Source organism: Klebsiella sp. KTE92 (assembly GCF_000398905.1).
In the GTDB taxonomy this organism is placed as follows: Bacteria; Pseudomonadota; Gammaproteobacteria; order Enterobacterales; family Enterobacteriaceae; genus Klebsiella; species Klebsiella variicola.
On the sequence record NZ_KB976100.1, the window covers coordinates 1,804,911 to 1,825,601 of the forward strand.

The 20,691-nt window shown below is 56.7% G+C and carries 22 protein-coding genes and 1 tRNA gene; 11 read left to right on the forward strand and 12 right to left on the reverse strand.

All coding sequences use genetic code 11. The annotated features are described in order from the left end of the window. Positions 1 to 85: transfer RNA gene (locus A1WC_RS28160), tRNA-Ser, on the reverse strand. Positions 86 to 353: 268 nt separating this feature from the next. On the opposite strand from A1WC_RS28160, the gene ghrA reads away from it, so the two are divergent. From ghrA to A1WC_RS16755, 6 genes are all read left to right on the forward strand, one after another. Then, positions 354 to 1,292, forward strand: coding sequence for a glyoxylate/hydroxypyruvate reductase GhrA (gene ghrA / locus A1WC_RS16780; RefSeq protein ID WP_016160610.1), 939 nt, complete (start codon positions 354 to 356; stop codon positions 1,290 to 1,292). A gap of 88 nt (positions 1,293 to 1,380) precedes the next feature. Further along, positions 1,381 to 2,118 (forward strand): phosphatase, encoded by a 738-nt coding sequence (locus tag A1WC_RS16775; RefSeq protein ID WP_008805956.1) that lies wholly within the window; start codon positions 1,381 to 1,383, stop codon positions 2,116 to 2,118. A 22-nt stretch (positions 2,119 to 2,140) separates the two neighbouring features. Then, positions 2,141 to 2,695 (forward strand): TorD/DmsD family molecular chaperone, encoded by a 555-nt coding sequence (locus tag A1WC_RS16770; RefSeq protein WP_008805957.1) that lies wholly within the window; start codon positions 2,141 to 2,143, stop codon positions 2,693 to 2,695. Positions 2,696 to 2,798: 103 nt separating this feature from the next. Next, on the forward strand, positions 2,799 to 3,281 hold the full coding sequence (locus tag A1WC_RS16765; protein WP_016160611.1) for a DUF1097 domain-containing protein: 483 nt from the start codon (positions 2,799 to 2,801) through the stop codon (positions 3,279 to 3,281). Between the two features lie 152 nt (positions 3,282 to 3,433). Beyond that, complete coding sequence (gene ymdB, locus A1WC_RS16760) at positions 3,434 to 3,961, forward strand: O-acetyl-ADP-ribose deacetylase (protein WP_008805959.1); 528 nt, start codon at positions 3,434 to 3,436, stop codon at positions 3,959 to 3,961. Positions 3,962 to 4,027: 66 nt separating this feature from the next. Continuing rightward, the gene (locus tag A1WC_RS16755) at positions 4,028 to 4,621 is read left to right on the forward strand and encodes a TetR/AcrR family transcriptional regulator (protein ID WP_012968582.1); all 594 of its coding nucleotides are present in this window, start codon (positions 4,028 to 4,030) and stop codon (positions 4,619 to 4,621) included. 34 nt (positions 4,622 to 4,655) lie between these two features. Here A1WC_RS16755 and mdoC read toward each other — a convergent pair whose 3' ends face one another. After that, positions 4,656 to 5,816 carry a glucans biosynthesis protein MdoC gene (gene mdoC, locus A1WC_RS16750; RefSeq protein WP_012968581.1) on the reverse strand — a complete coding sequence of 387 codons (1,161 nt, stop codon included), beginning with the start codon at positions 5,814 to 5,816 and terminating at the stop codon, positions 4,656 to 4,658. A 251-nt stretch (positions 5,817 to 6,067) separates the two neighbouring features. Between mdoC and mdoG the strand changes: the two genes are divergently transcribed. From mdoG to A1WC_RS16735, 3 genes are all read left to right on the forward strand, one after another. Continuing rightward, complete coding sequence (mdoG, locus tag A1WC_RS16745) at positions 6,068 to 7,621, forward strand: glucans biosynthesis protein MdoG (RefSeq protein ID WP_012968580.1); 1,554 nt, start codon at positions 6,068 to 6,070, stop codon at positions 7,619 to 7,621. After that, on the forward strand, positions 7,614 to 10,142 hold the full coding sequence (mdoH, locus tag A1WC_RS16740; RefSeq protein ID WP_008805963.1) for a glucans biosynthesis glucosyltransferase MdoH: 2,529 nt from the start codon (positions 7,614 to 7,616) through the stop codon (positions 10,140 to 10,142). Before mdoG ends, mdoH begins: the two co-directional genes overlap by 8 nt. 66 nt (positions 10,143 to 10,208) lie before the next feature. Continuing rightward, a complete protein-coding gene (locus A1WC_RS16735; protein ID WP_008805964.1) occupies positions 10,209 to 10,436 on the forward strand; it encodes a YceK/YidQ family lipoprotein in 228 nt (75 codons plus the stop codon). On the opposite strand, the gene A1WC_RS16730 is transcribed toward A1WC_RS16735, so the two are convergent. The 3 genes from A1WC_RS16730 to A1WC_RS16720 all read right to left on the reverse strand — a co-directional run bounded on the left by A1WC_RS16730 (position 10,437) and on the right by A1WC_RS16720 (position 13,244). After that, positions 10,437 to 10,823 (reverse strand): MysB family protein, encoded by a 387-nt coding sequence (locus A1WC_RS16730; protein WP_012542251.1) that lies wholly within the window; start codon positions 10,821 to 10,823, stop codon positions 10,437 to 10,439. Between the two features lie 91 nt (positions 10,824 to 10,914). After that, positions 10,915 to 12,153 carry a multidrug efflux MFS transporter MdtG gene (gene mdtG, locus A1WC_RS16725; protein ID WP_008805966.1) on the reverse strand — a complete coding sequence of 413 codons (1,239 nt, stop codon included), beginning with the start codon at positions 12,151 to 12,153 and terminating at the stop codon, positions 10,915 to 10,917. 170 nt (positions 12,154 to 12,323) lie between these two features. Further along, positions 12,324 to 13,244: a Kdo(2)-lipid IV(A) acyltransferase gene (locus A1WC_RS16720; RefSeq protein ID WP_004140735.1), complete on the reverse strand. Its 921-nt coding sequence runs from the start codon at positions 13,242 to 13,244 to the stop codon at positions 12,324 to 12,326. Between the two features lie 205 nt (positions 13,245 to 13,449). Here A1WC_RS16720 and A1WC_RS16715 point away from each other — a divergent pair, with 205 nt between their 5' ends. Then, a complete protein-coding gene (locus A1WC_RS16715; RefSeq protein WP_008805967.1) occupies positions 13,450 to 14,514 on the forward strand; it encodes a rhodanese-related sulfurtransferase in 1,065 nt (354 codons plus the stop codon). On the opposite strand, the gene A1WC_RS25975 is transcribed toward A1WC_RS16715, so the two are convergent. From A1WC_RS25975 to mdtH, 7 genes are all read right to left on the reverse strand, one after another. Further along, positions 14,500 to 14,613 (reverse strand): DUF2770 family protein, encoded by a 114-nt coding sequence (locus A1WC_RS25975; RefSeq protein WP_016160612.1) that lies wholly within the window; start codon positions 14,611 to 14,613, stop codon positions 14,500 to 14,502. The two genes, A1WC_RS16715 and A1WC_RS25975, sit on opposite strands and share 15 nt — an antisense overlap. Before the next feature lie 72 nt (positions 14,614 to 14,685). After that, on the reverse strand, positions 14,686 to 15,804 hold the full coding sequence (solA, locus tag A1WC_RS16710; protein WP_008805968.1) for an N-methyl-L-tryptophan oxidase: 1,119 nt from the start codon (positions 15,802 to 15,804) through the stop codon (positions 14,686 to 14,688). A gap of 126 nt (positions 15,805 to 15,930) precedes the next feature. Further along, positions 15,931 to 16,185: a biofilm formation regulator BssS gene (gene bssS, locus A1WC_RS16705; RefSeq protein WP_008805969.1), complete on the reverse strand. Its 255-nt coding sequence runs from the start codon at positions 16,183 to 16,185 to the stop codon at positions 15,931 to 15,933. A gap of 304 nt (positions 16,186 to 16,489) precedes the next feature. Next, positions 16,490 to 16,741 carry a DNA damage-inducible protein I gene (dinI, locus tag A1WC_RS16700; protein WP_002898994.1) on the reverse strand — a complete coding sequence of 84 codons (252 nt, stop codon included), beginning with the start codon at positions 16,739 to 16,741 and terminating at the stop codon, positions 16,490 to 16,492. A 73-nt stretch (positions 16,742 to 16,814) separates the two neighbouring features. Then, positions 16,815 to 17,861, reverse strand: a complete 1,047-nt coding sequence (pyrC, locus tag A1WC_RS16695) for a dihydroorotase (protein WP_008805970.1) — start codon at positions 17,859 to 17,861, stop codon at positions 16,815 to 16,817. Positions 17,862 to 17,986: 125 nt separating this feature from the next. Next, positions 17,987 to 18,547, reverse strand: coding sequence for a lipoprotein (locus A1WC_RS16690; protein WP_012542249.1), 561 nt, complete (start codon positions 18,545 to 18,547; stop codon positions 17,987 to 17,989). 115 nt (positions 18,548 to 18,662) lie between these two features. Beyond that, entirely contained in the window at positions 18,663 to 19,871 is a 1,209-nt protein-coding gene (gene mdtH, locus A1WC_RS16685; RefSeq protein ID WP_016160613.1) for a multidrug efflux MFS transporter MdtH, read from the reverse strand. A gap of 228 nt (positions 19,872 to 20,099) precedes the next feature. On the opposite strand from mdtH, the gene rimJ reads away from it, so the two are divergent. Next, complete coding sequence (gene rimJ / locus A1WC_RS16680) at positions 20,100 to 20,684, forward strand: ribosomal protein S5-alanine N-acetyltransferase (RefSeq protein WP_008805973.1); 585 nt, start codon at positions 20,100 to 20,102, stop codon at positions 20,682 to 20,684. Positions 20,685 to 20,691 lie beyond the last annotated feature (7 nt).

A 20,691-nucleotide genomic window follows, 5' to 3' on the forward strand; every position in this document is an offset into this window, starting at 1 on the left:
CGGTGAGGGGGGGATTCGAACCCCCGATACGTTGCCGTATACACACTTTCCAGGCGTGCTCCTTCAGCCACTCGGACACCTCACCATATTGTCTTTCCCGTTGTTGTCGGGAACGGGCGCTAATGTAGGGAAATACGTATCGCCCGTCAATCAACTTTTTGCAAAAAAAGCGCGTTTAGACAAACTTCGAGCAACTTGCTCCTTAAACGTGCGAAATCCGTTTTTTTTGTCGCCAGTGCCTTTTCCCTTTTCGCTCGGGGGAAATTTGTTATGCTGGCAAACCAATAGAAAACAATGAGTAAAATAAGACGCCAGCGTCAATCGGCCAAAGGCGTCTGCTATCAGGAGCCCCTATGGAGATTATTTTTTACCATCAGACCTTTGATACCCCATTCTGGATCCGTGAGCTGGAAAAACAGTTACCCGGGGCGCGGGTGCGCGAGTGGAAAGCGGGTGACAACCAGCCGGCGGACTATGCCCTGGTCTGGCATCCGCCGGTAGAGATGCTGCAGGGCCGGGCGCTGAAGGCCGTGTTTGCCCTCGGGGCGGGGGTAGATTCTATTCTCAGCAAGCTGCGTGACCATCCGGATATGCTGCCGCTGTCGATCCCGCTGTTTCGCCTCGAAGATACCGGTATGGGACGGCAGATGCAGGAGTATGCCGTGAGCCAGGTGCTGCACTGGTTCCGCCGCTTTGATGACTATCAGGCGCTGAAGCTGGCTTCCCGCTGGCAGCCGCAGCCCGAGTATCGCGCCGACGAATTCACTGTCGGGATTATGGGCGCCGGCGTGTTGGGGGCGAAGGTTGCGGAAAGTCTGCAACCCTGGGGGTTCCCGCTTCGCGTCTGGAGCCGTAGCCGCAAATCCTGGCCACAGGTACAGAGCTTCGCCGGTCAGGCCGAACTGGGCGAATTCCTGCAGGGCACTCGCGTGCTGATCAACCTGCTGCCGAATACCGCCGAAACTGCCGGTATTATTAACCAAACGCTGCTGGCGCAGTTGCCGGATGAGAGCTATGTCCTCAACCTTGCTCGCGGCGTGCATGTCGTTGAAGAGGATCTGCTGGCGGCGCTGAACAGCGGTAAGCTCAAAGGGGCGATGCTCGATGTCTTCAGTCGCGAACCGCTGCCGCAGGAGAGCCCGCTATGGGCCCATCCGCGGGTGGCCATGACCCCCCATGTGGCGGCAGTGACCCGTCCAATGGAAGCTATCACCTACATTGCGGAGACCATTAGCCGGCTTGAGCGAGGGGAACCGGTAAGCGGTCAGGTTGACCGCCAGCGCGGTTATTAAGACGAGAGAACCCCGCCACGGCGGGGTTTTTGCTAATCAATAGCCCGGTTTCCTGCTATTCTTGCGGCAAACAGAAGAGGAGAATGTGATGTATCCCGTTGACCTGCACATGCATACCGTCGCCAGCACCCACGCCTACAGCACCCTGCACGATTATATTGCGGAAGCAAAGCGTAAAGGGATCAAACTCTTCGCCATCACCGACCATGGCCCGGATATGGCAGATGCCCCGCACTACTGGCACTTCGTTAATATGCGCATCTGGCCCCGTCTGGTAGACGGGGTGGGGATCCTGCGCGGTATTGAGTCGAATATTAAAAATATCGAAGGTGAGATCGACTGCTCCGGGCCGATGTTAACCTCGCTTGATCTGATCATTGCCGGATTCCATGAGCCGGTGTTCCCGCCGCAGGATCGAGACACCCATACGCAGGCGATGATTGCCGCGATGGCCAGCGGTAAGGTGCATATGATTAGCCATCCGGGTAATCCGAAATTCCCGGTGGATATCCCGGCTATTGCCGAAGCGGCGGCCCGCTATCAGGTGGCGCTGGAGATTAATAACTCCTCTTTTATTTCATCGCGCGTGGGCAGTGAAGATAACTGTCGAGCTATCGCTGCGGCGGTGCGTGATGCCGGGGGATGGGTGGCGCTGGGCTCGGACTCTCACACTGCCTTTACCCTCGGGGAATTTACCGAATGCCGCAAGATCCTTGATGCGGTCGATTTCCCGGAGGAGAGGATCCTCAACGTTTCTCCGCGTCGCCTGCTCAACTTCCTCGAGTCGCGGGGCATGCCGGCGATCCCGGAATTTGCTGACCTTTAATTTGTATAACTGGAATAACTGAATGAACGAGTTTTCAATCCTCTGCCGCGTGCTGGGTTCGCTGTATTACCGTCAACCGCAGGACCCGCTGCTGGTGCCGCTGTTTACCCTGATCCGTGAGGGCAAACTGGCTGCCAGCTGGCCGCTTGAGCAGGATGAACTGCTGGCGCGTCTGCAGAAAAGCTGTGAGATGCAGTCCCTTGCGACGGACTATAATGCTCTGTTCGTCGGTGAAGCCTGCAGCGTGCCGCCGTACCGTAGCGCGTGGGTGGAGGGTTCCTCGGAAGCAGAAGTACGGGCTTTTATGAGTGAACACGGTATCCCGACAGGGGAAGGTCCGGCGGATCATCTCGGATCGCTGCTGTTGGCCGCCTCCTGGCTGGAGGATCATGCTACAGAAGACCAGAGCGAGACGCTGGAGCTCCTGTTTGCTGACTATATCCTGCCATGGTGCGGGACGATGCTGGGCAAAGTCGAAGCCCATGCGCACACGCCGTTCTGGCGCACCATGGCGCCATTGACCCGCGACGCCATCGCCGCGATGTGGGACGAGCTTCAGGAAGAAGATGAGCAATAATATGTGATGTTAATCACTATTTTAATGCAACTGAAATTAGGTTCATTCATATACTGTGCTTTAGATCTCATTCTTCCGGCGCGTATCTGCTAGGATACGCGCCATGAACATACTCTTCGCAATCGCATTAACGACGGGCATTCTCTCCGGAATTTGGGGATGGGTGGCGGTCGCTCTCGGCCTGCTGAGCTGGGCCGGTTTCCTCGGCTGTACGGCCTATTTCGCCTGCCCGCAGGGCGGTCTGAAAGGTCTGGCCATCTCCTCGTGCACGGTAATGAGCGGCGTGGTCTGGGCATTAGTGATTATCCACGGTAGCGCACTGGCCCCGCAGCTGCAGATCCTCAGCTATATGATGACCGGTATCGTCGCCTTCCTGATGTGCATTCAGGCGCGACAGACATTGCTGTCGTTTGTACCGGGCACCTTTATCGGCGCCTGCGCGACTTTTGCGGCAGACGGCGACTGGCGCCTGGTGGTGCCCTCCCTGGCGTTGGGTCTGGTTTTTGGCTATGCCATGAAGAATAGTGGCCTGTGGCTGGCGGCCCGCGCGGGCAAACATAAATTGTTCGCTAATGACAACGCCTGACTGGCGAAACAGCAGACTCAACAGGACCCTTAGGGTCCTGTTTTTTTTAGCTTCCCGTCGCCAGGGCTGAGGGATAATCTTGCTCCCGGGGGCGGGAATGCCCTAGTATCGGCAGAAAGCCGTATCCACGCGCTATGCCGACAGGAGGAGAAATGGCTGTTCAACCTGAGGTAATTCTCGGCGATATTACGACGCTTGAAGTCGATGTGATTGTTAATGCGGCAAACCCCTCGCTGCTGGGCGGCGGCGGGGTAGATGGCGCGATCCACCGGGCGGCCGGCCCGGCGCTGCTGGCGGCTTGCAAACAGGTATTGCAGCAGCAGGGCGAATGTCCTCCCGGTCACGCGGTGATCACTATTGCGGGCGATCTTCCCGCCAGCGCGGTGATCCACACCGTGGGCCCGGTCTGGCACGGCGGCGACCGCATGGAAGCGCAAACCCTGGCGGATGCTTACAAAAACAGTCTGCAGCTGGCCGCGGCAAACAACTATCGCTCCATTGCGTTTCCGGCGATCAGCACCGGCGTGTATGGCTATCCAAAAGAGGAAGCGGCGGAGATCGCCGTGCGCACCGTCACCGCGTTTCTCACTCGCTATAACCCCCTTGAGCGCGTCCTGTTCGTCTGTTTTGATGAGGAAACGGCGGCTATCTATCGCCGCCTGCTGGCGTCATACCCCTGATCCAGCAGAATAGGCTATGATAACCGCCGGTATTGACGGGAAAGATGGATAGCAGGAGGGAGCAGGGTGTCAGAAGGAAAAGTACAGCAGAAGCAGCAGGCGCGCCGCGCAGAGATCGTTGCCGCTGCGCAAAGGTGTTTTGCTGAAAAGGGGCTGCATGGCGCTTCCGTTGCCGATATTGCCCGCGAGGCGGGCCTGAGCGTTGGTCAGCTGTATCGTATTTTTGCCAGCAAAGAGGCGATTATCGAAGCGATTGTCAGCGAAATCGTCCACGCCAGGGTCGGGGAGATGATCGATGAGAACCACAATCTGGCGCGCAAAGCGGCGGTGCTGGCCGGCAGGATCCCGACGTCGGCAGCCACCAAAAGCGACAATTATCTGCTGATGGAGATCAACGCCGAAGCCTCGCGTAACCCACGCTTGCGCGAGATCCTGGTGCAGGCCGATCGGCGTTTGAAAGAGGAAGGAGGGCGTCTGTCGCAGCGCTACCATCCCGGGCTCAGCGATGCGCGACGCAATGCCGCATCAGAGCTCATCGCCGTTCTGACCGAGGGGGCCGCCTATCGCTGTGAGCTCAGCGCCTCGACCCCGGTCGATAAGGCAGATTTAGAAGCTCTGTATAATATGATTTTCGACCGGCTTTTTGACGAGCAGGCGTAATGCGACACGCCTGGCGTGCCGCACCCGCGGCAAATTAGCTGGCCGAAGCCGGGGTTTTGGCCGGTTTGTTCATCGGTTTACCGGAGAACAGGAAACGCAGCAGCGGAATGCGCAGATGAATTTCATACAGGATCAGCGCGATACCCACCACAAAAACCAGCCCGACAATAAAGCCTAAGGTATTGGACTTGATGGCCGGGGTGATCCACGCCCCGTACAGTAGCGTCAGCGGGTGGTGCACCAGGTAAATAAACAGCGAGGCATTGACGAAATAGGTCACGCGCGCTGACTGGAAGTTCAGCAGTCGATGGCCGAGCGAAAAGACCACATTGACCATCCACAGCCCCAACACCATAGTAATCACCGATTCGGTTTCATACATCCAGCCGTCGCCGGACCCATACTGCTGATTCAGTCGATAGGCGATAAACCCGAGCAGCGCTGCGGCGCAGCACCACGGCGATGGAGTGGTGAACATGGTCTTTAAGCGTGGGTTAATAAAGGTCTGCGCGCCCAGCACAAAGAAGGGCAGATAGAACAGCGTCTGCATCACCACAAAGTTAAACAGACCATTGCTCAGCAGGGGCGGATAGAGCAGGAACAAGGACCGGCGGATCAGCGCATAAAAGACCCCCAGCGCGAGGAAAATCATCGTCAGCTGGCCCATGGTGACAGTGTCACTGAAGGCGAGGCCGTGGCCAGCCGGACGGCGCGTCAGCCATTTAAACAGCACCACCCCCAGCGAGGTCAGCACCACCAGAACCAGTAAAAACCACAGGTGGGAAATGAGCTCCCAGGCCAGGGTATTAAATTTGTCGTACATCGAAAGGGTATGCCAGTTTTCCGCCTTGCCGTTGACGTATTGCAGCATAATAAATTGCGGCAGCGTCAGCAGTGGGATGGCGGTCAGCATCGGAATACCGACCCGTTCAACGCGCACTTTCCACCATTTTTTCAGCGGGTAGCGCAGGAACAGCATGTAGGAGAAATAGCCGGAGATGACGAAAAAGACCTGCATGCGAAAGGCATGGATGAAGTCATTAAACAGCGTCAACCACCACGAGGGTTCGGCGCTGTTGACATGCCAGCTGTGGCTGGAATAAATCAGCGAAATGTGGAAAGGGATCCCCAGCAGCATCAACCAGGCGCGGATGCTGTCGAAGAAATATTCACGCTGTACCGGAGTATTATTCATACGATTCACGACAATCTCAGATAATTCGTCTTATCACTCAAGGTGATAACGCTTACATTATCAGCAACCCTACATGAACTCGGGGTATCTGTCTCCAGGATAAGCACTCAAAGTGCAAACGGGACAGCGAACTGTTTATTCCCTGTGCCGCCAGGCTGAACAAAGCAGGGATTATGTTGTCGGATTGCCTGAGTTTCCATTAAAATAGATCGGATCGATTTAAGCACACAAAGGGGGAAGTGCTTACTTATATGAAACATAAACCACAGATGATGAAAATGCGTTGGTTAAGCGCAGCCGTAATGTTGTCCCTGTGTACTTCATCTGCATGGGCGTTTAGCATTGATGACGTTGCAAAAGAGGCCAAAACGTTAGCCGGGAAAGGCTATGAAGCGCCGAAGAGTAACCTGCCCTCCGCTTTCCGCGACATGAAATACGCGGACTACCAGCAAATTCAGTTTAATCACGATAAAGCTTACTGGAATAACCAGAAAACCCCATTCAAGCTTGAATTTTACCATCAGGGGATGTACTTCGACACGCCGGTGACCATCAATGAAGTGACGGCGACCAGCGTGCGCAAAATTAAATATAGTCCGGACTATTTCAACTTTGGTAACGTCCAGCACGATAAAGACACGGTGAAAGACCTCGGTTTCGCCGGCTTCAAAGTACTGTATCCGATCAACAGCAAAGATAAGAACGATGAAATCGTCAGCATGCTCGGTGCCAGCTACTTCCGCGTGCTGGGTCAGGGTCAGGTTTACGGTCTGTCCGCGCGTGGTCTGGCTATCGATACCGCGCTGCCGTCCGGCGAAGAGTTCCCGCGTTTTCGTGAGTTCTGGATCGAACGTCCAAAAGCCACTGACAAGCGTCTGACTATCTATGCGCTGCTGGATTCCCCACGGGCAACCGGCGCCTATCGCTTTGTCATCATGCCGGGACGCGACACCGTCGTGGACGTCCAGTCCAAAGTTTACCTGCGTGACAAAGTCGGCAAACTGGGTGTGGCGCCGCTGACCAGCATGTTCCTGTTCGGTTCCAACCAGCCTTCTCCGACGCTCAACTATCGTCCGGCGCTGCACGACTCCAATGGTCTGTCTATCCTGGCCGGTAACGGCGAGTGGATCTGGCGTCCGCTGAACAATCCGAAACACCTGGCTGTCAGCAGCTATGCGATGGAAAACCCGCAAGGGTTTGGCCTGCTGCAGCGCGGCCGTCAGTTCTCGCGCTTCGAGGATCTCGACGATCGTTATGACCTGCGTCCAAGCGCCTGGATCACCCCGAAAGGGGACTGGGGCAAAGGGAAAATCGAGCTGGTTGAAATTCCGACCAACGATGAAACGAACGATAACATCGTGACTTACTGGACGCCGGATCAGCTGCCGGAGCCGGGTAAGGAGATGAATTTCAAATACACCATCACCTTCAGCCGCGATGAAGACAAGCTGCATGCGCCAGATAACGCTTACGTTATGCAGACCCGCCGCTCTACCGGCGACGTGAAGCAGTCGAACCTGATCCGTCAGCCGGACGGTACGGTTGCCTTCATTGTCGACTTCACCGGCGCCGATATGAAGAAACTGCCAGCGGATACCCCGGTCGCTGCTCAGGCGAGCACCGGCGATAACGCGGAAATCGTTGAAAATACCGTGCGTTACAATCCAGTGACCAAAGGCTGGCGGATGATCCTGCGTTTGAAGGTCAAAGATCCGAAGAAAACGACGGAAATGCGTGCCGCACTGGTTAACGGTGATGACACGTTGAGCGAAACCTGGAGCTATCAGCTGCCTGCCAATGAATAAGATAACGAAGTACATTGACGCATTGCCGCTGTCGGACGCCGAAAAATCGGCGCTGCCGGACACCAGCCTGCAGGCCGTTCATCAGGCCCTGGATGACGAACATCAGACCTTCGCTCGCGAAGACGACTCTCCGCTGGGGTCGGTGAAGGCGCGTCTGGCGCACAGCTGGCCGGATTCGCTTTCTGGCGATCAACTGGTGAAGGATGACGAAGGTCGTACCCAGCTGCATGCTATGCCGAAAGCCAGGCGTTCCTCGATGATCCCGGACCCGTGGCGGACTAACCCGGTCGGCCGCTTCTGGGATCGTCTGCGCGGCCGCGATGTCACGCCGCGCTATCTCTCCCGCCTGACGCAAGAAGAGCGCGAGAGTGAGCAAAAATGGCGTACCGTCGGCACCATTCGTCGCTACATCCTGCTGCTGCTGACGCTGTCGCAGACCGTGGTGGCCACCTGGTATATGAAAACCATTCTGCCTTATCAGGGCTGGGCGCTGATCAACCCGGCCGACATGGTGGGGCAGAACCTGTGGATCTCGTTCATGCAGCTGCTGCCGTACGTGTTGCAGAGCGGCATTCTGATCCTCTTCGCGGTGCTGTTCTGCTGGGTTTCCGCCGGCTTCTGGACTGCGTTAATGGGCTTTCTGCAGCTGTTGATTGGCCGCGACAAGTACAGTATTTCCGCCTCGACGGTTGGTGACGAACCGTTGAACCCGGCGCACCGTACGGCGCTTATTATGCCGATCTGTAACGAAGACGTTGACCGCGTTTTCGCCGGGTTGCGGGCGACCTGGGAGTCGGTGAAAGCGACCGGTAACGCCGCTCATTTCGACGTCTATATTCTCAGCGACAGCTATAACCCCGATATCTGTGTGGCTGAGCAAAAGGCGTGGATGGAGCTGATTGCCGAAGTGCAGGGCGAAGGGCAGATTTTCTATCGTCGTCGCCGTCGTCGCGTGAAGCGTAAGAGCGGCAACATCGATGATTTCTGCCGCCGCTGGGGCAGCCAGTACAGCTATATGGTGGTGCTGGACGCAGACTCGGTGATGACCGGCGAGTGTCTGAGCAGCCTGGTGCGCCTGATGGAAGCGAACCCGAACGCCGGGATCATCCAGTCATCCCCGCGCGCTTCGGGCATGGACACGCTGTATGCGCGTTGCCAGCAGTTTGCCACCCGGGTGTACGGTCCGCTGTTTACGGCCGGTCTGCACTTCTGGCAGCTGGGGGAGTCCCACTACTGGGGACACAACGCCATTATCCGCGTGAAGCCGTTCATCGAGCACTGCGCGCTGGCGCCGCTGCCGGGCGAGGGTAACTTTGCCGGGTCGATTCTGTCGCACGACTTCGTCGAAGCCGCGCTAATGCGCCGTGCCGGCTGGGGGGTGTGGATTGCCTACGATCTGCCGGGCTCCTATGAGGAGCTGCCGCCGAACCTGCTGGACGAGCTGAAACGCGACCGTCGCTGGTGTCAGGGCAACCTGATGAACTTCCGCCTGTTCCTCGTCAGAGGGATGCACCCGGTTCACCGGGCGGTGTTCCTCACCGGCGTGATGTCGTACCTGTCGGCGCCGCTGTGGTTTATGTTCCTTGCCCTGTCGACGGCGTTGCAGGTGGTGCATGCCCTGACCGAGCCGCAGTACTTCCTGCAGCCGCGTCAGCTGTTCCCGGTGTGGCCGCAGTGGCGTCCGGAGCTGGCCATCGCGCTGTTCGCTTCGACCATGGTGCTGCTGTTCCTGCCGAAGCTGCTGAGTATTATTCTGGTGTGGTGTAAAGGGCCGAAAGAGTATGGCGGATTTATCCGCGTCACGCTTTCTCTGCTGCTGGAGGTCCTGTTCTCGGTCCTGCTGGCGCCGGTTCGCATGCTGTTCCACACCGTCTTCGTGGTCAGCGCCTTCCTCGGCTGGGAAGTGGTGTGGAATTCGCCGCAGCGTGATGATGACTCCACGCCGTGGGGAGAAGCCTTTATGCGTCACGGCTCGCAGCTGCTGCTGGGGCTGGTATGGGCAGTCGGAATGGCATGGCTGGATCTGCGCTTCCTGTTCTGGCTGGCGCCGATCGTCGTCTCGCTGATCCTGTCGCCGTTCGTGTCGGCGATCTCCAGCCGGGCGACCGTGGGCCTGCGCACCAAGCGCTGGAAGCTGTTCCTGATCCCGGAAGAGTATTCGCCGCCGCAGGTGCTCAAGGATACCGACGCGTACCTGACGCTGAACCGTCAGCGTTCACTGGACGATGGCTTTATGCACGCGGTATTCAATCCGTCGTTTAACGCCCTCGCCACGGCGATGGCCACCGCGCGCCACCGTCATGGTCATATCCTTGAGATCGCTCGCGAGCGCCACGTTGAGCAGGCGCTGAACGAAACGCCGGATAAGCTGAACCGCGATCGTCGACTGGTGCTGTTGAGCGACCCGGTGACCATGTCGCGTCTGCACTATCGCGTCTGGGCCGCGCCGGAGAAATATTCATCGTGGGTCAACGCGTATCAGCAGTTAGCGCTTAACCCGCTGGCGCTGAAAACGAAATAAGCCGTACGTAAAGGAAAATACCGGCAGCGATGCCGGTATTTTTTTATCTGAAACACGAGGTTGTGAATGCGAATATTATCGATCATTGCCATGGCGCTGCTGCTGAGCGGCTGCGGCAGCATTATCAGCCGGACGGTGCCCGGGCAGGGGCATGGCAATCAATATTACCCGGGCGTGCAGTGGGACGTTCGCGACTCGGCATGGCGCTATCTCACCGTTCTGGACCTTCCGTTCTCGCTTGTGTTCGATACGCTGCTGCTGCCGCTGGATGCCAGCCACGGGCCCTATAACTGATTAGCGCTCGTCCCACTCGTCGGCCGCCGTCTGTCCCTCTTCGGTGTCCAGCGAGGGCTCGAGCTGGAATTCGCCTTCATCCCACTCATGGAGGGTATTTTCCTCCAGCCACTCCTGGCGCAGCTCTATCTCATCATAATCCCCGTCGAAAACGCTCTGCGCAGCTTCGCCGCTGAGCATCGGTAAACATTCGCCTTGTTCGTCTTCGTCAGCAAAAAATTCGGCCTGCCAGGCGATATCGCCATCCTGCAGCACATACTTTTGAATATTAAGCTGCTCAACGTTAGCGCTCTCTTCATCGCTGTCAGGATTATTGGCGAGAAATTCTTCGCGTGCTGCATCAATAGCTTCTTCGAGCGTGGCATAGAACATCGAATCCTTTGGCATAGCGAATCTCCTGAGAAGAATATGAATTGAACACGATTCAATCTATAGAAGGCGGTAGCCAAAGCGTCAAGGGGCTGGGCCCCTCTGGACATTAATTTACTGAATGGCGGTCAGGCTGCGAGGCTTCCGCGGCAGGTCGGCGCAGGCTGAGGGTAGAATAAATGGCGTTAAAGAGCACCACGCCCGCGGTGACCAGGAATACCGCGCGGAAACCGTAGTTGGCGGACACCGAGGCGCCTATCAGGGGGCCGGTGACGTTGCCAATATCGCGGAACGACTGGTTATAGCTAAAGATACGCCCGGAGATCTGGCTGGTGGAATTATACACCAGCAGGGTTTGCACTGCCGGCAGCAGTGCCCCGTCTGCCGCGCCGAGCAGGAAACGCAGGATACCCAGCTGCAGTGGGGTCTGAACGAACGACATCGGGATCAGCAATAGCACAGAGATAATTAGCGCGACGATGAGGATCTTTTCCGGCCCGATACGATCCCCGAGCCTGCCCAGCCGCGGGGCGCTCATCAGCGCGGCTATTCCCGGCACCGAGGCGATCATCCCGCTAATAAAGGCGATGTTACTGACGTTGCCCGCGAGATCGCGCACGTAAAGCGTCAGAATCGGCGCAATGGAGCCGGTGGCCACCTGGATGATCAGCGAGGTCACAAACAGGCTGAGCACCAGCTTGGGATTCTGTAGCGAGGAGAAAACCTCTCTGGCGCTGAGCATCTCTTTTTTGGCGATCGGCACAAAATTTTCACGGATTAAAAACAGGGTAAACAGGAAGCAGATAAACAGCACCGCCGCGGTCATAAAGAAGACGGTGCGCAGGCCCCAGTGGTCGGCCAGGAAGCCACCCGCCAGCGGGCCGAGCAGGGCGCCGCTCACCGCGCCGGTTGACAGCGTGCCCAGCGCCCAGCCGCTTTTGTGGCGCGGGATCTGGGTGGCAATCAGGGCGTTGGCGTTGGGAATAAAGCCGCCCAGCAGGCCGAGCAGTGCGCGTAGCAGCAGAAACTGCCAGATATTCTGTGCCATCCCCATCAGCATCATCACTACGGACATTCCGAGGGCGGAACGCAGCAGCATAATTTTTCGTCCTTTGCGGTCAGCAAGACCGCCCCAGAACGGTGAGGCAATGGCGGAGAAGAGGAAGGTGATACTAAAGACCAGCCCGGACCACATGTTCAGCGCGCTATGCCCGGTGACCCCGAGCTGTTCGACATAGAGTGGCAGAAAGGGCATAACCAGACTGAAGGCGGCGCCCGTTAAAAAGCAGCCGAGCCAGGTCACGGTCAGATTTTGTTTCCAGTTAATAGGGGTATCAGCAGAGGACATAGGGTTCCACTGGCCTGCGCGGCAGGTCAAATTAAGAGAAAATATGAGCCTGCTAATTATGCGCCTGGGAAATAAATGCCGCAATGGAGGAGAGCTTTTAAAGCTAAAGCAGAGCCTTAAGCATGAGCGAGAAGCGCATTCCCGGCCACATGCGCGGCCGGGAAAAGGGATCAGTAGCGGGAGGGCATGCCCTCGGGGCGGGTTTTGAAGCGGCGGTGGAGCCACATATATTGTTCCGGGGCCATCATGATGCACTGCTCAACAATCTTGTTCATCCAGGCGGCCGTGGTTTCCGCGTCGTCCAGCGGCGGGGAACACTCTGGCGGCAGGATAATCAGTTCATAACCTTTACCATCCGGTTTGCGACGCGGGACGAAGGGGACGATACAGGCTTTGGACATTTTCGCCAGCATCCAGGTGCCGGAGGTGGTCGCCGCCTGGTCGACAGCGAACAGTGGGGCGAAGACGCTGGCGGTCGGACCGTAATCGTGATCCGGCGCATACCAGACCACTTCACCTTTTTTCAGCGCCCGGATCATCCCTTTCAGATCCTTACGGTCAATCATGTCCTTATTTGAGCGCAAGCGGCCCCATGTCTGCAGCCAGTCGATCACCGGGTTGTCGTTGGGGCGATAGACGCCAATTCCCGGCTCATTCATACCGAACATTCGCGCGCCCATCTCGAGGGTCAGGAAGTGAATACCGATCAGCAGAATGCCGCGCTGCTGCGCCTGCACATCGCGGATATGCTCAAAGCCGATGGTGTCGGTCCAGCGGGCGATACGACGAACCGGCCAGAACCAGGCCATCCCCGTCTCCATCAGTCCCATCCCCACCGATTCAAAGTTCATCACCACCATTCGGTGACGTTCCTGCTCGCTTTTCTCTGGGAAGCAGAGTTCAAGGTTGCGGTAGGCTATCTTCGCCCGACGCTTCATAAAGCGCATGGCCAGCCGGCCGATGGCATTTCCCAGGCGGTAAATCAGCGGATAGGGCAGTTGGACAACCAGCCACAGCAGGCCAATACCCAGCCACAGCAGCCAATAGCGCGGATGCAACAGCGCCGGAGAAAATTTAGGCAAATGAGTCATTTCATACCCGTATCAGTGAGCAACGTCTTATATTATCGCATTTTTTTACCGGCCAGCCAAAGGCGGCGACAGTCAGCTCGTTTTGTTAAGCGGGGCGCGACCGGGTGAGAGAAATGTAGCGTAAAATGTAGGGATGTAAATTAATTAGCTTTGCTATATCATGCCCGCCGTTTATTTCCTCATTTCTATGTCGAGCAGGTACACCATGCCAGTGTTACACAACCGCATTTCAAATGAGACGTTAAAGGCGCAAATGCTGGCTGAGACCGAGCCGCGCACGACGATCTCATTCTATAAATATTTCACCATTGTCGACCCACAAGCCACTCGCGATGCGTTATGGGTTGCCTTAACCCAGCTGAAGGTCTTTGGCCGTATTTATCTGGCCCGGGAAGGGATCAACGCGCAAATCAGCGTGCCGGAAAGCAACGTTGAAGCCCTGCGTGAGTTTCTGTATGGCTTCGATCCGGCGCTGGCGGGGCTGCGTTTCAATATCGCCCTTGAGGACGATGGGAAATCTTTCTGGGTTCTGCGCCTGAAAGTGCGCGACCGTATTGTCGCCGATGGCATCGACGATCCCTCTTTCGATGCCTCCAATGTTGGGGATTATCTCAAGGCGGCGGACGTCAATGCCATGCTTGACGATCCGGATGCGGTATTTATCGATATGCGTAACCACTATGAATATGAGGTGGGTCATTTCGAAAACGCGCTGGAGATCCCGGCGGATACCTTCCGCGACCAGCTGCCGAAAGCCGTGGAAATGATGCAGGACCACAAAGACAAGAAAATTGTTATGTATTGCACCGGCGGTATTCGCTGTGAAAAAGCCAGCGCCTGGATGAAGCATAACGGTTTCAATAAGGTCTGGCATATCGAGGGCGGGATTATTGAGTACGCCCGCCGCGCACGTGAGCAGGGGCTGCCGGTCCGTTTTATTGGCAAAAACTTTGTCTTTGATGAGAGGATGGGCGAGCGTATCTCCGATGACGTCATCGCGCACTGTCATCAGTGTGGCGCGCCGTGCGATACCCATACCAATTGCCTGAATGATGGCTGTCATCTGCTGTTTATTCAGTGCCCAAGCTGCGCTGAGAAGTTTGCCGGTTGCTGTAGCGAAGCGTGCATGGAAGAGCATAAGCTGCCGGAAGAGGAGCAGCGCAAACTGCGCGCCGGACGCGAAAACGGCAATAAAATCTTTAACAAATCGCGTGGCCGACTGAACACCAAACTCGGGATCCCCGAGCCGGAGTCGTCAGAAAAACCATAAACAGACGAGATCGATGATCGCCAGCAGCAACCACAGCGCAAGGTAGATCATAAAGTGCTCGCGCACGTTGTTAACCAGCATATTAAACAGGCGACGCATAACCGTTCTCAATGACTAACGGCCTCGACACAGAGGCCGTTTTTTTTCCGGCGGCAAGCGTGCCGCATTCCGTTATGAGCTAAAGCGCGCCAGTGAGAAAGGCGTCAGGTTAAAGGTCGACGTCTGTCCCTGGGCAAACTGACTGGCAATTTCTCCCAGCACCGGCGCAAACTTAAAGCCATGGCCGCTCAGACCGGTGATCAGCAGCGTGTCTGGTCTGCCAGGGAGCGTATCGATAATAAAATCTTCATCGACCGTGTTGTCATAGGTGCAGGAGGCGCCGTGCAGACAGCCGCCGATCCCGGGCAGGACGTTACGTAAAAACGGAAAGGATTCGGAACCATCGCTGGCGACAGCGCCAAACGCCGATCGCTCCTGCGGCGTGGAGACAGGCTGACCGCCGTTATGCTTGCCGATCTTCAGCTCGTTATCTTCCGCCGGGAAACCGTAGTATTGATCGCCGTTGGGTAGCTCGCCGGTGAATGCCGGGAAATGATTCTTGCTGCTGTAACGGCCATCGGCCTGGAACCAGGCAAAAACCTTACGTACCGGCTGGATGGGGAGGTCCGGAAGCAGGCGGGTGACCCAGGTACCGGCGCTAATCAGCAATTTCTTGCCGTGATATTCACCGTCAAGGGTATCAATGGTGACCCCGTCTGCATGGTGATGAATGGCTGATACCGGGCAGTTGAATAGCTGCGCGCAGCCAGCTTCCCGTGCCAGACGTATCCAGGTCTCGACAGCCAGCTCACTGCGCAGTACGCCGGACGCCGGTTCGAAAATCGCCCGATAGTCGTCGGGAAGGCGTATCTCCGGCCAGCGCTGCATGACGGCCTGAGCATCTAACTCTTCAACCTCAAGATCGAACGCCCTGGCGCTGGCGGCGACGTTGGCCAGGAAAGGAGAGCTGGCGGGGCCGAGGTTAATGACGCCGGTGCGTTCAAAAACGGCTTCGCCGCTGATTTCAGCCAGTTCATCCCACAGCTGCTGGGCGCGCAGCACCAGCGGAACATACTTTTCACCTTCGCCATAAGCGTGACGGATAAGACGGCTACTGCCATGATGGCTGCCCTCCTGATGGGGAGGTTGGTGGGCATCGGTCATCAGAACATTGAGTCCGGCACGACGCGCATAATAGCCAGCGGCAGCGCCGACCGATCCGCTGCCGATAATGATAAGATCGTATTGCATGGTGAGTTCCGGGTAATTGCCTTATTAGCAGGGTAATTAACTCCCTGCGCTTATACAAGCCCGAAAATAATTCAGGCACCCGCAGGTGCCTGTTAAGACTATTGTTTAGTCATTCCCCGTATCGCGTTAATGTCGGCGGTACTCGTTTTCCTGGTATTCGCCAGATTCAATCTTCGCAATGCCTGCTTCCAGGATTGAAATAAATTGACGTGCGACGTCCGTCGTTAGCCATAGCGTCTGGCCAATTTCAGCATCATGACTGTTTTCTTGAGTGGGGTTCTGGTAGTGCAGGCGCAACATCAGCGCATCGTAGCTATCAACGGTGCTGATGTCCCATCCAACGAGGGGATGGGTCTGAATGACTTCATTATTTTTTTCCATCATAACCCCTTATTCATATGTTAAAAGACAACAATTCTCGAGGTTTAATGCATGTTTTTTGAAGCAAGTTAATTATATCAGGGATCAAGAATAAACTCGAGAAATTAAATGAAAGGCAGCATGATTTTCTTGTTTTCGCCGCTTTTTTACGCAAGATAAGCGCGGGAAATGGCCATTTTAGCCGATATTAAACAGAATAATCAGGAATATTCTGAACAAGAGGCGGGGAGAAAAAAGCCGGGGCGACCCGGCAAAGAAAAGCACAATGAGGGAGCAAACCAGAGTAACTGGATCCCGCCATGCTTCAGGAGAGATCGTGGACAAACCAGTCGTCCGCGCTTTCCCAGGTTTCCTGCAGGATTTCGCTTATCCGGTCTTTGTCTTCTTTCAGGGCGCCGAACACCGAGAGCTGGTTGCCGGTGGCGTAGCGCACGCTCACCTGACTGTCGATGGCCGGGAATTGCTCGGCGATACGCCGGGAGAGTTCGTTATTCAGCGCTTCCAGCGCGCCGTTGGGTAAGGCGGTCGTTTTGGCGATAGACACTTCGATGCGCATAATTGCCCCCTGTGTTTGATACTGGTTATTTATACAGTATCTGATGGGCGTTGACAACAGGGGGCTAGGTTTTTTATCGCTTCATCGTCCAGCGAACGGTTTCACCCGCCAGGAACGGGACCAGGCTATCATTGGGCAGCGCAATGCTGTCAACGACCGTGGTCTCTTCACGCACCAGCTCAACATAGCTTTCATTGACCGGCAGACCGTAGAAGCGCGGGCCGTTCAGCGAGCAGAAGGCTTCAAAGTGCTGCAGAGCGTTCATTTCTTCAAACACGGTGGCGTAGCTGCCGAGGGCGGTCGGGGCGTTGAAGCAGCCGGCGCAGCCGCAGCTGGCTTCCTTACGATGGCGGGCGTGCGGCGCGGAGTCGGTGCCAAGGAAGGCGCGGCTAAAGCCGCTGGCGACCAGTTCGCGCAGCGCCTGCTGATGAATATTGCGTTTGAGTACCGGCAGGCAGTACAGGTGAGGACGAATACCGCCGACCAGCATATGGTTGCGGTTGAACATCAGGTGCTGCGGGGTAATAGTGGCCGCCAGCAGTTCATTGCCGTCACGCACATATTCGGCGGCATCTTTGGTAGTAATATGCTCAAAGACCACCTTTAGACCGGGCAGGCGCTGGCGCAGGGGCTCCATCACCGTGTCAATAAAGCGCGCTTCACGATCGAAAATATCAATCTCGGCGTGGGTGACTTCCCCATGCACCAGCAGCGGCATGCCCAGTTTTTCCATCCGCTCCAGCACCGGCATAATGGCGTCGGTGCTGGTGACACCGTGGCTGGAGTTGGTCGTGGCGTTGGCCGGGTAGAGCTTGGCGGCGGTGAACACACCTTCGTTAAAGCCGCGCTCCAGCTCCGCCGGGTCGAGGGAGTCTGTCAGATAGCAGGTCATCAACGGGGTGAAGTCGTGCCCGGCCGGGACGGCGTCCATAATGCGCTGGCGATAGGCGATAGCCGCCGCGACGGTGGTGACAGGCGGCACCAGATTCGGCATCACGATCGCCCGGCCATAAAACTCACTGGTGTAAGGCACGACGGTTTTCAGCATATCGTCATCACGCAGATGGATATGCCAGTCGTCTGGGCGGCGGATTTTCAATACCTGGGGTTGTGCTGTCATGGAAGGCTCCGGCTAATAGGTTCAGTCATCAGGGCTGTTTTTTGCCGGGCACTAAGGATAAGCGTAAACGTTTTCCTTTGCACTCATTTCCGTAAAAAATTCAGGGCGCCGTAGCGCCCTGGAGATTAATTGGTAAAGGGGATGACAATTTCGCCCGGTTTCACCTCTATGCCCTTGGCATATTTCTTCGCCAGCGCTTCGCCGGTGCTGGCGTCTTCACGCAGGACATAGGCCGGTTGCTGGCTGAAGTAGCTGCGCAGCGACTGGTTCAGATAGGGGAGCAGGGCCTGAATCACCGACTGCAGCTTCTCGGGCGCCACTTTGGCATCGACCACCTCCATTTCCTGCAGGAAGATAGCGCCTTTCTCTCTGTCAAAGGTTGGCAGCGCTTTGAGCTTCAGATCGATCGTCGCTTTCTGGGTGCCGAACAGGGAGTTCAGATCGACGTTGGCGACCCCGGTCAGCGTGACTTTGCCCGGCTCTTCACGGCCGATAGCGCTGGTCAGGTTCTGCAGCTCAATATGGGCATCGGCAACGCCTTTCAGACCGATATCTTTGGCGAAATGGTTACGCTTCTGCAGCGCCTGGTTTATCTCCTGCTCGCTTACCGTGTATTGGGTCAACTGGTTACAGCCGCTCAGCAGACCGCTGACAATCAGCGCCGCGGCGATCAATATCTTTTTCATGGGGTTCCTCAAGCTCGTACCATCATTCATCCTGACACAAAGCATCATGACCTGTCAGCATTCTTCATGCCAGCAGAATAGGCTGAAAGGCAGGAGAAACCGCGGACCTACGCGCTTAGGTGCGCGGCTCCAGCATACCGGAGGCGGAGCGTTTTGGACTGAATTGCCACCACAGGGCAAGGAAAGTGATAAACCCAATGGCGCCGAGCATCAGCCACGGCAGTTCGGGCTGGCCCACGGCTTTGCCGGCATCAAACAGCCAGCCGCCGCCCGCGTAACCCAGCGCGCCGCCGAAGGCGAGACCCAGGCGGCTGAACCCCATATAGCTGCCGCGCGCCCGGGCATCCGCCAGCGAGGCGCCCAGCGTCTCCCTGGCGGGTTCCGCGATGATCGAACCGATGTAAAACAGGCAGATCAGGGTAAATAACTGCTGCAAACTGCTGGTCATGCCAATCGGCAGCATCGCCAGCGTCATTACCAGCAGACCGGCCATCAGCCGGTGCTCAAGGCGGTAGCGTTTCTCGCTCCAGCGGGCAATGGGATAGAGCAGGGTCAGCGAAATGGTGGCTTCGATGGCGTACATCCACTTCACGGCGGCCGGCGAACCGGCAATGTCGTTCACCATGATCGGCAGCATCAGCATCACCTGCACCGCCAGCATGTAATAGCCTGTTAACGTCAGGACATAGGTGACGAAGCGCTTATCCCGCAGCACCCGTCCCAGCCCCTCGCGGACTGGCGTTTTCACCGTGGACAGTTTCCATGCTGGCAGATACCAGGCGTTAAACGCGGCGCAAGCGATAAACAGCGCGGCGCCGGCGCTGCACACCAGACGGAAGTCATACTGTAGCAGCCAACTGCCCAGCAGGGCGCCAATCACCGCGCCGGCGCAGTCCTGCATCATCAGGAGGGAGAAAAAGCGGCCGCGCTGATGCGGGCGCACCAGTTTGACCACCAGCGCGGCTCGTGGCGGATCGAACAACGTGCCGCCCAACCCGGACAAGATACAGGAGAGCCAGAGCACCCAGGGCTCATGGGCGACGGCCATCGCCGCGAAGCCGCCGGCGCGCATCAGCATGCCGGTGACAATCATGGGTTTCGCGCCGAAGCGGTCGGCAATGGCGCCGCCAAAAATGCCTAATCCCTGCTGCACCAGCTGGCGCAGGCCGAGCGCAATGCCGACCATCAGCGCTGCCCAACCCATCTGATCGACAAAGCGGATGGAAATCAGCGGAAAAACGACAAAAAAGCCCAGCACGACCAGCATGTTATCGACTAACAGGAAATATTTACCCAGGCTCCTTGCCTGCGAGACGCGGGACATTTCCCCTCCAGGGAAAAATAGAGATAAGCGAGGATATTCTGCGGGCAATCTGCTGCTTTTCCCAGCACCCTTGCGACAATATTTTTTTATCAAAAAGCAAGTTCGATTGAGCCTATTCATCGAAAAGAGGAGATGGCGCAGAAAATGGTATGTTGCTGTTTTCACACTATCGTGCAGGACAGGTATAGTGATGAGAGCAAGATTGAAGTCAGGGGGACTGAAAAGGAAATGTTTGGCTATCGCAGTAACGTGCCGAAGGTGCGTTTGACGACGGACCGGCTGGTGGTGCGCCTGGTCCACGATCGTGACGCCTGGCGTCTGGCCGATTATTACGCCGAGAATAAAGTGTTCTTAAAACCCTGGGAGCCGGTACGTGACGACAGCCACTGCTATCCCTCCGGGTGGCAGGCGCGTCTGTCAATGATCGGCGAGTTTCATAAGCAGGGGTCTGCATTTTATTTCGCGCTGCTCGATGCGGAGGAAAAAGAGATCGTTGGCGTGGCGAATTTCTCCAACGTAGTTCGCGGATCATTCCATGCCTGTTATCTCGGCTACTCCATTGGCGAGAAGTGGCAAGGGCAGGGGCTGATGTTTGAAGCGTTGACCGCCGCGATTCGCTATATGCAGCGCACGCAGCATATCCATCGCATTATGGCCAACTATATGCCGCATAATCAGCGCAGCGGCGCGCTGCTGGCGCGGTTGGGGTTCGAAAAAGAGGGTTACGCCAAAGATTATCTGCTGATTGACGGGCAGTGGCGTGACCATGTACTAACGGCGCTAACGACGCCGGACTGGTCAGCAGGGCGCTAAGGAGAGA

Coding starts and splice junctions, on each gene's coding strand:
- A1WC_RS16720 (WP_004140735.1), bottom strand. CDS start 13,244: ATGACTCATTTGCCTAAATTTTCTCCGGCGCTGTTGCATCCGCGCTAT.
- ymdB (WP_008805959.1), top strand. CDS start 3,434: ATGGCTGTTCAACCTGAGGTAATTCTCGGCGATATTACGACGCTTGAA.
- mdoC (WP_012968581.1), bottom strand. CDS start 5,816: ATGAATAATACTCCGGTACAGCGTGAATATTTCTTCGACAGCATCCGC.
- rimJ (WP_008805973.1), top strand. CDS start 20,100: ATGTTTGGCTATCGCAGTAACGTGCCGAAGGTGCGTTTGACGACGGAC.
- A1WC_RS16735 (WP_008805964.1), top strand. CDS start 10,209: ATGCGAATATTATCGATCATTGCCATGGCGCTGCTGCTGAGCGGCTGC.
- A1WC_RS16775 (WP_008805956.1), top strand. CDS start 1,381: ATGTATCCCGTTGACCTGCACATGCATACCGTCGCCAGCACCCACGCC.
- mdtG (WP_008805966.1), bottom strand. CDS start 12,153: ATGTCCTCTGCTGATACCCCTATTAACTGGAAACAAAATCTGACCGTG.
- dinI (WP_002898994.1), bottom strand. CDS start 16,741: ATGCGCATCGAAGTGTCTATCGCCAAAACGACCGCCTTACCCAACGGC.
- A1WC_RS16715 (WP_008805967.1), top strand. CDS start 13,450: ATGCCAGTGTTACACAACCGCATTTCAAATGAGACGTTAAAGGCGCAA.
- A1WC_RS16690 (WP_012542249.1), bottom strand. CDS start 18,547: ATGAAAAAGATATTGATCGCCGCGGCGCTGATTGTCAGCGGTCTGCTG.
- A1WC_RS16730 (WP_012542251.1), bottom strand. CDS start 10,823: ATGCCAAAGGATTCGATGTTCTATGCCACGCTCGAAGAAGCTATTGAT.
- mdoG (WP_012968580.1), top strand. CDS start 6,068: ATGAAACATAAACCACAGATGATGAAAATGCGTTGGTTAAGCGCAGCC.
- bssS (WP_008805969.1), bottom strand. CDS start 16,185: ATGGAAAAAAATAATGAAGTCATTCAGACCCATCCCCTCGTTGGATGG.
- A1WC_RS16770 (WP_008805957.1), top strand. CDS start 2,141: ATGAACGAGTTTTCAATCCTCTGCCGCGTGCTGGGTTCGCTGTATTAC.
- A1WC_RS16765 (WP_016160611.1), top strand. CDS start 2,799: ATGAACATACTCTTCGCAATCGCATTAACGACGGGCATTCTCTCCGGA.
- mdtH (WP_016160613.1), bottom strand. CDS start 19,871: ATGTCCCGCGTCTCGCAGGCAAGGAGCCTGGGTAAATATTTCCTGTTA.
- solA (WP_008805968.1), bottom strand. CDS start 15,804: ATGCAATACGATCTTATCATTATCGGCAGCGGATCGGTCGGCGCTGCC.
- pyrC (WP_008805970.1), bottom strand. CDS start 17,861: ATGACAGCACAACCCCAGGTATTGAAAATCCGCCGCCCAGACGACTGG.
- mdoH (WP_008805963.1), top strand. CDS start 7,614: ATGAATAAGATAACGAAGTACATTGACGCATTGCCGCTGTCGGACGCC.
- A1WC_RS25975 (WP_016160612.1), bottom strand. CDS start 14,613: ATGCGTCGCCTGTTTAATATGCTGGTTAACAACGTGCGCGAGCACTTT.
- ghrA (WP_016160610.1), top strand. CDS start 354: ATGGAGATTATTTTTTACCATCAGACCTTTGATACCCCATTCTGGATC.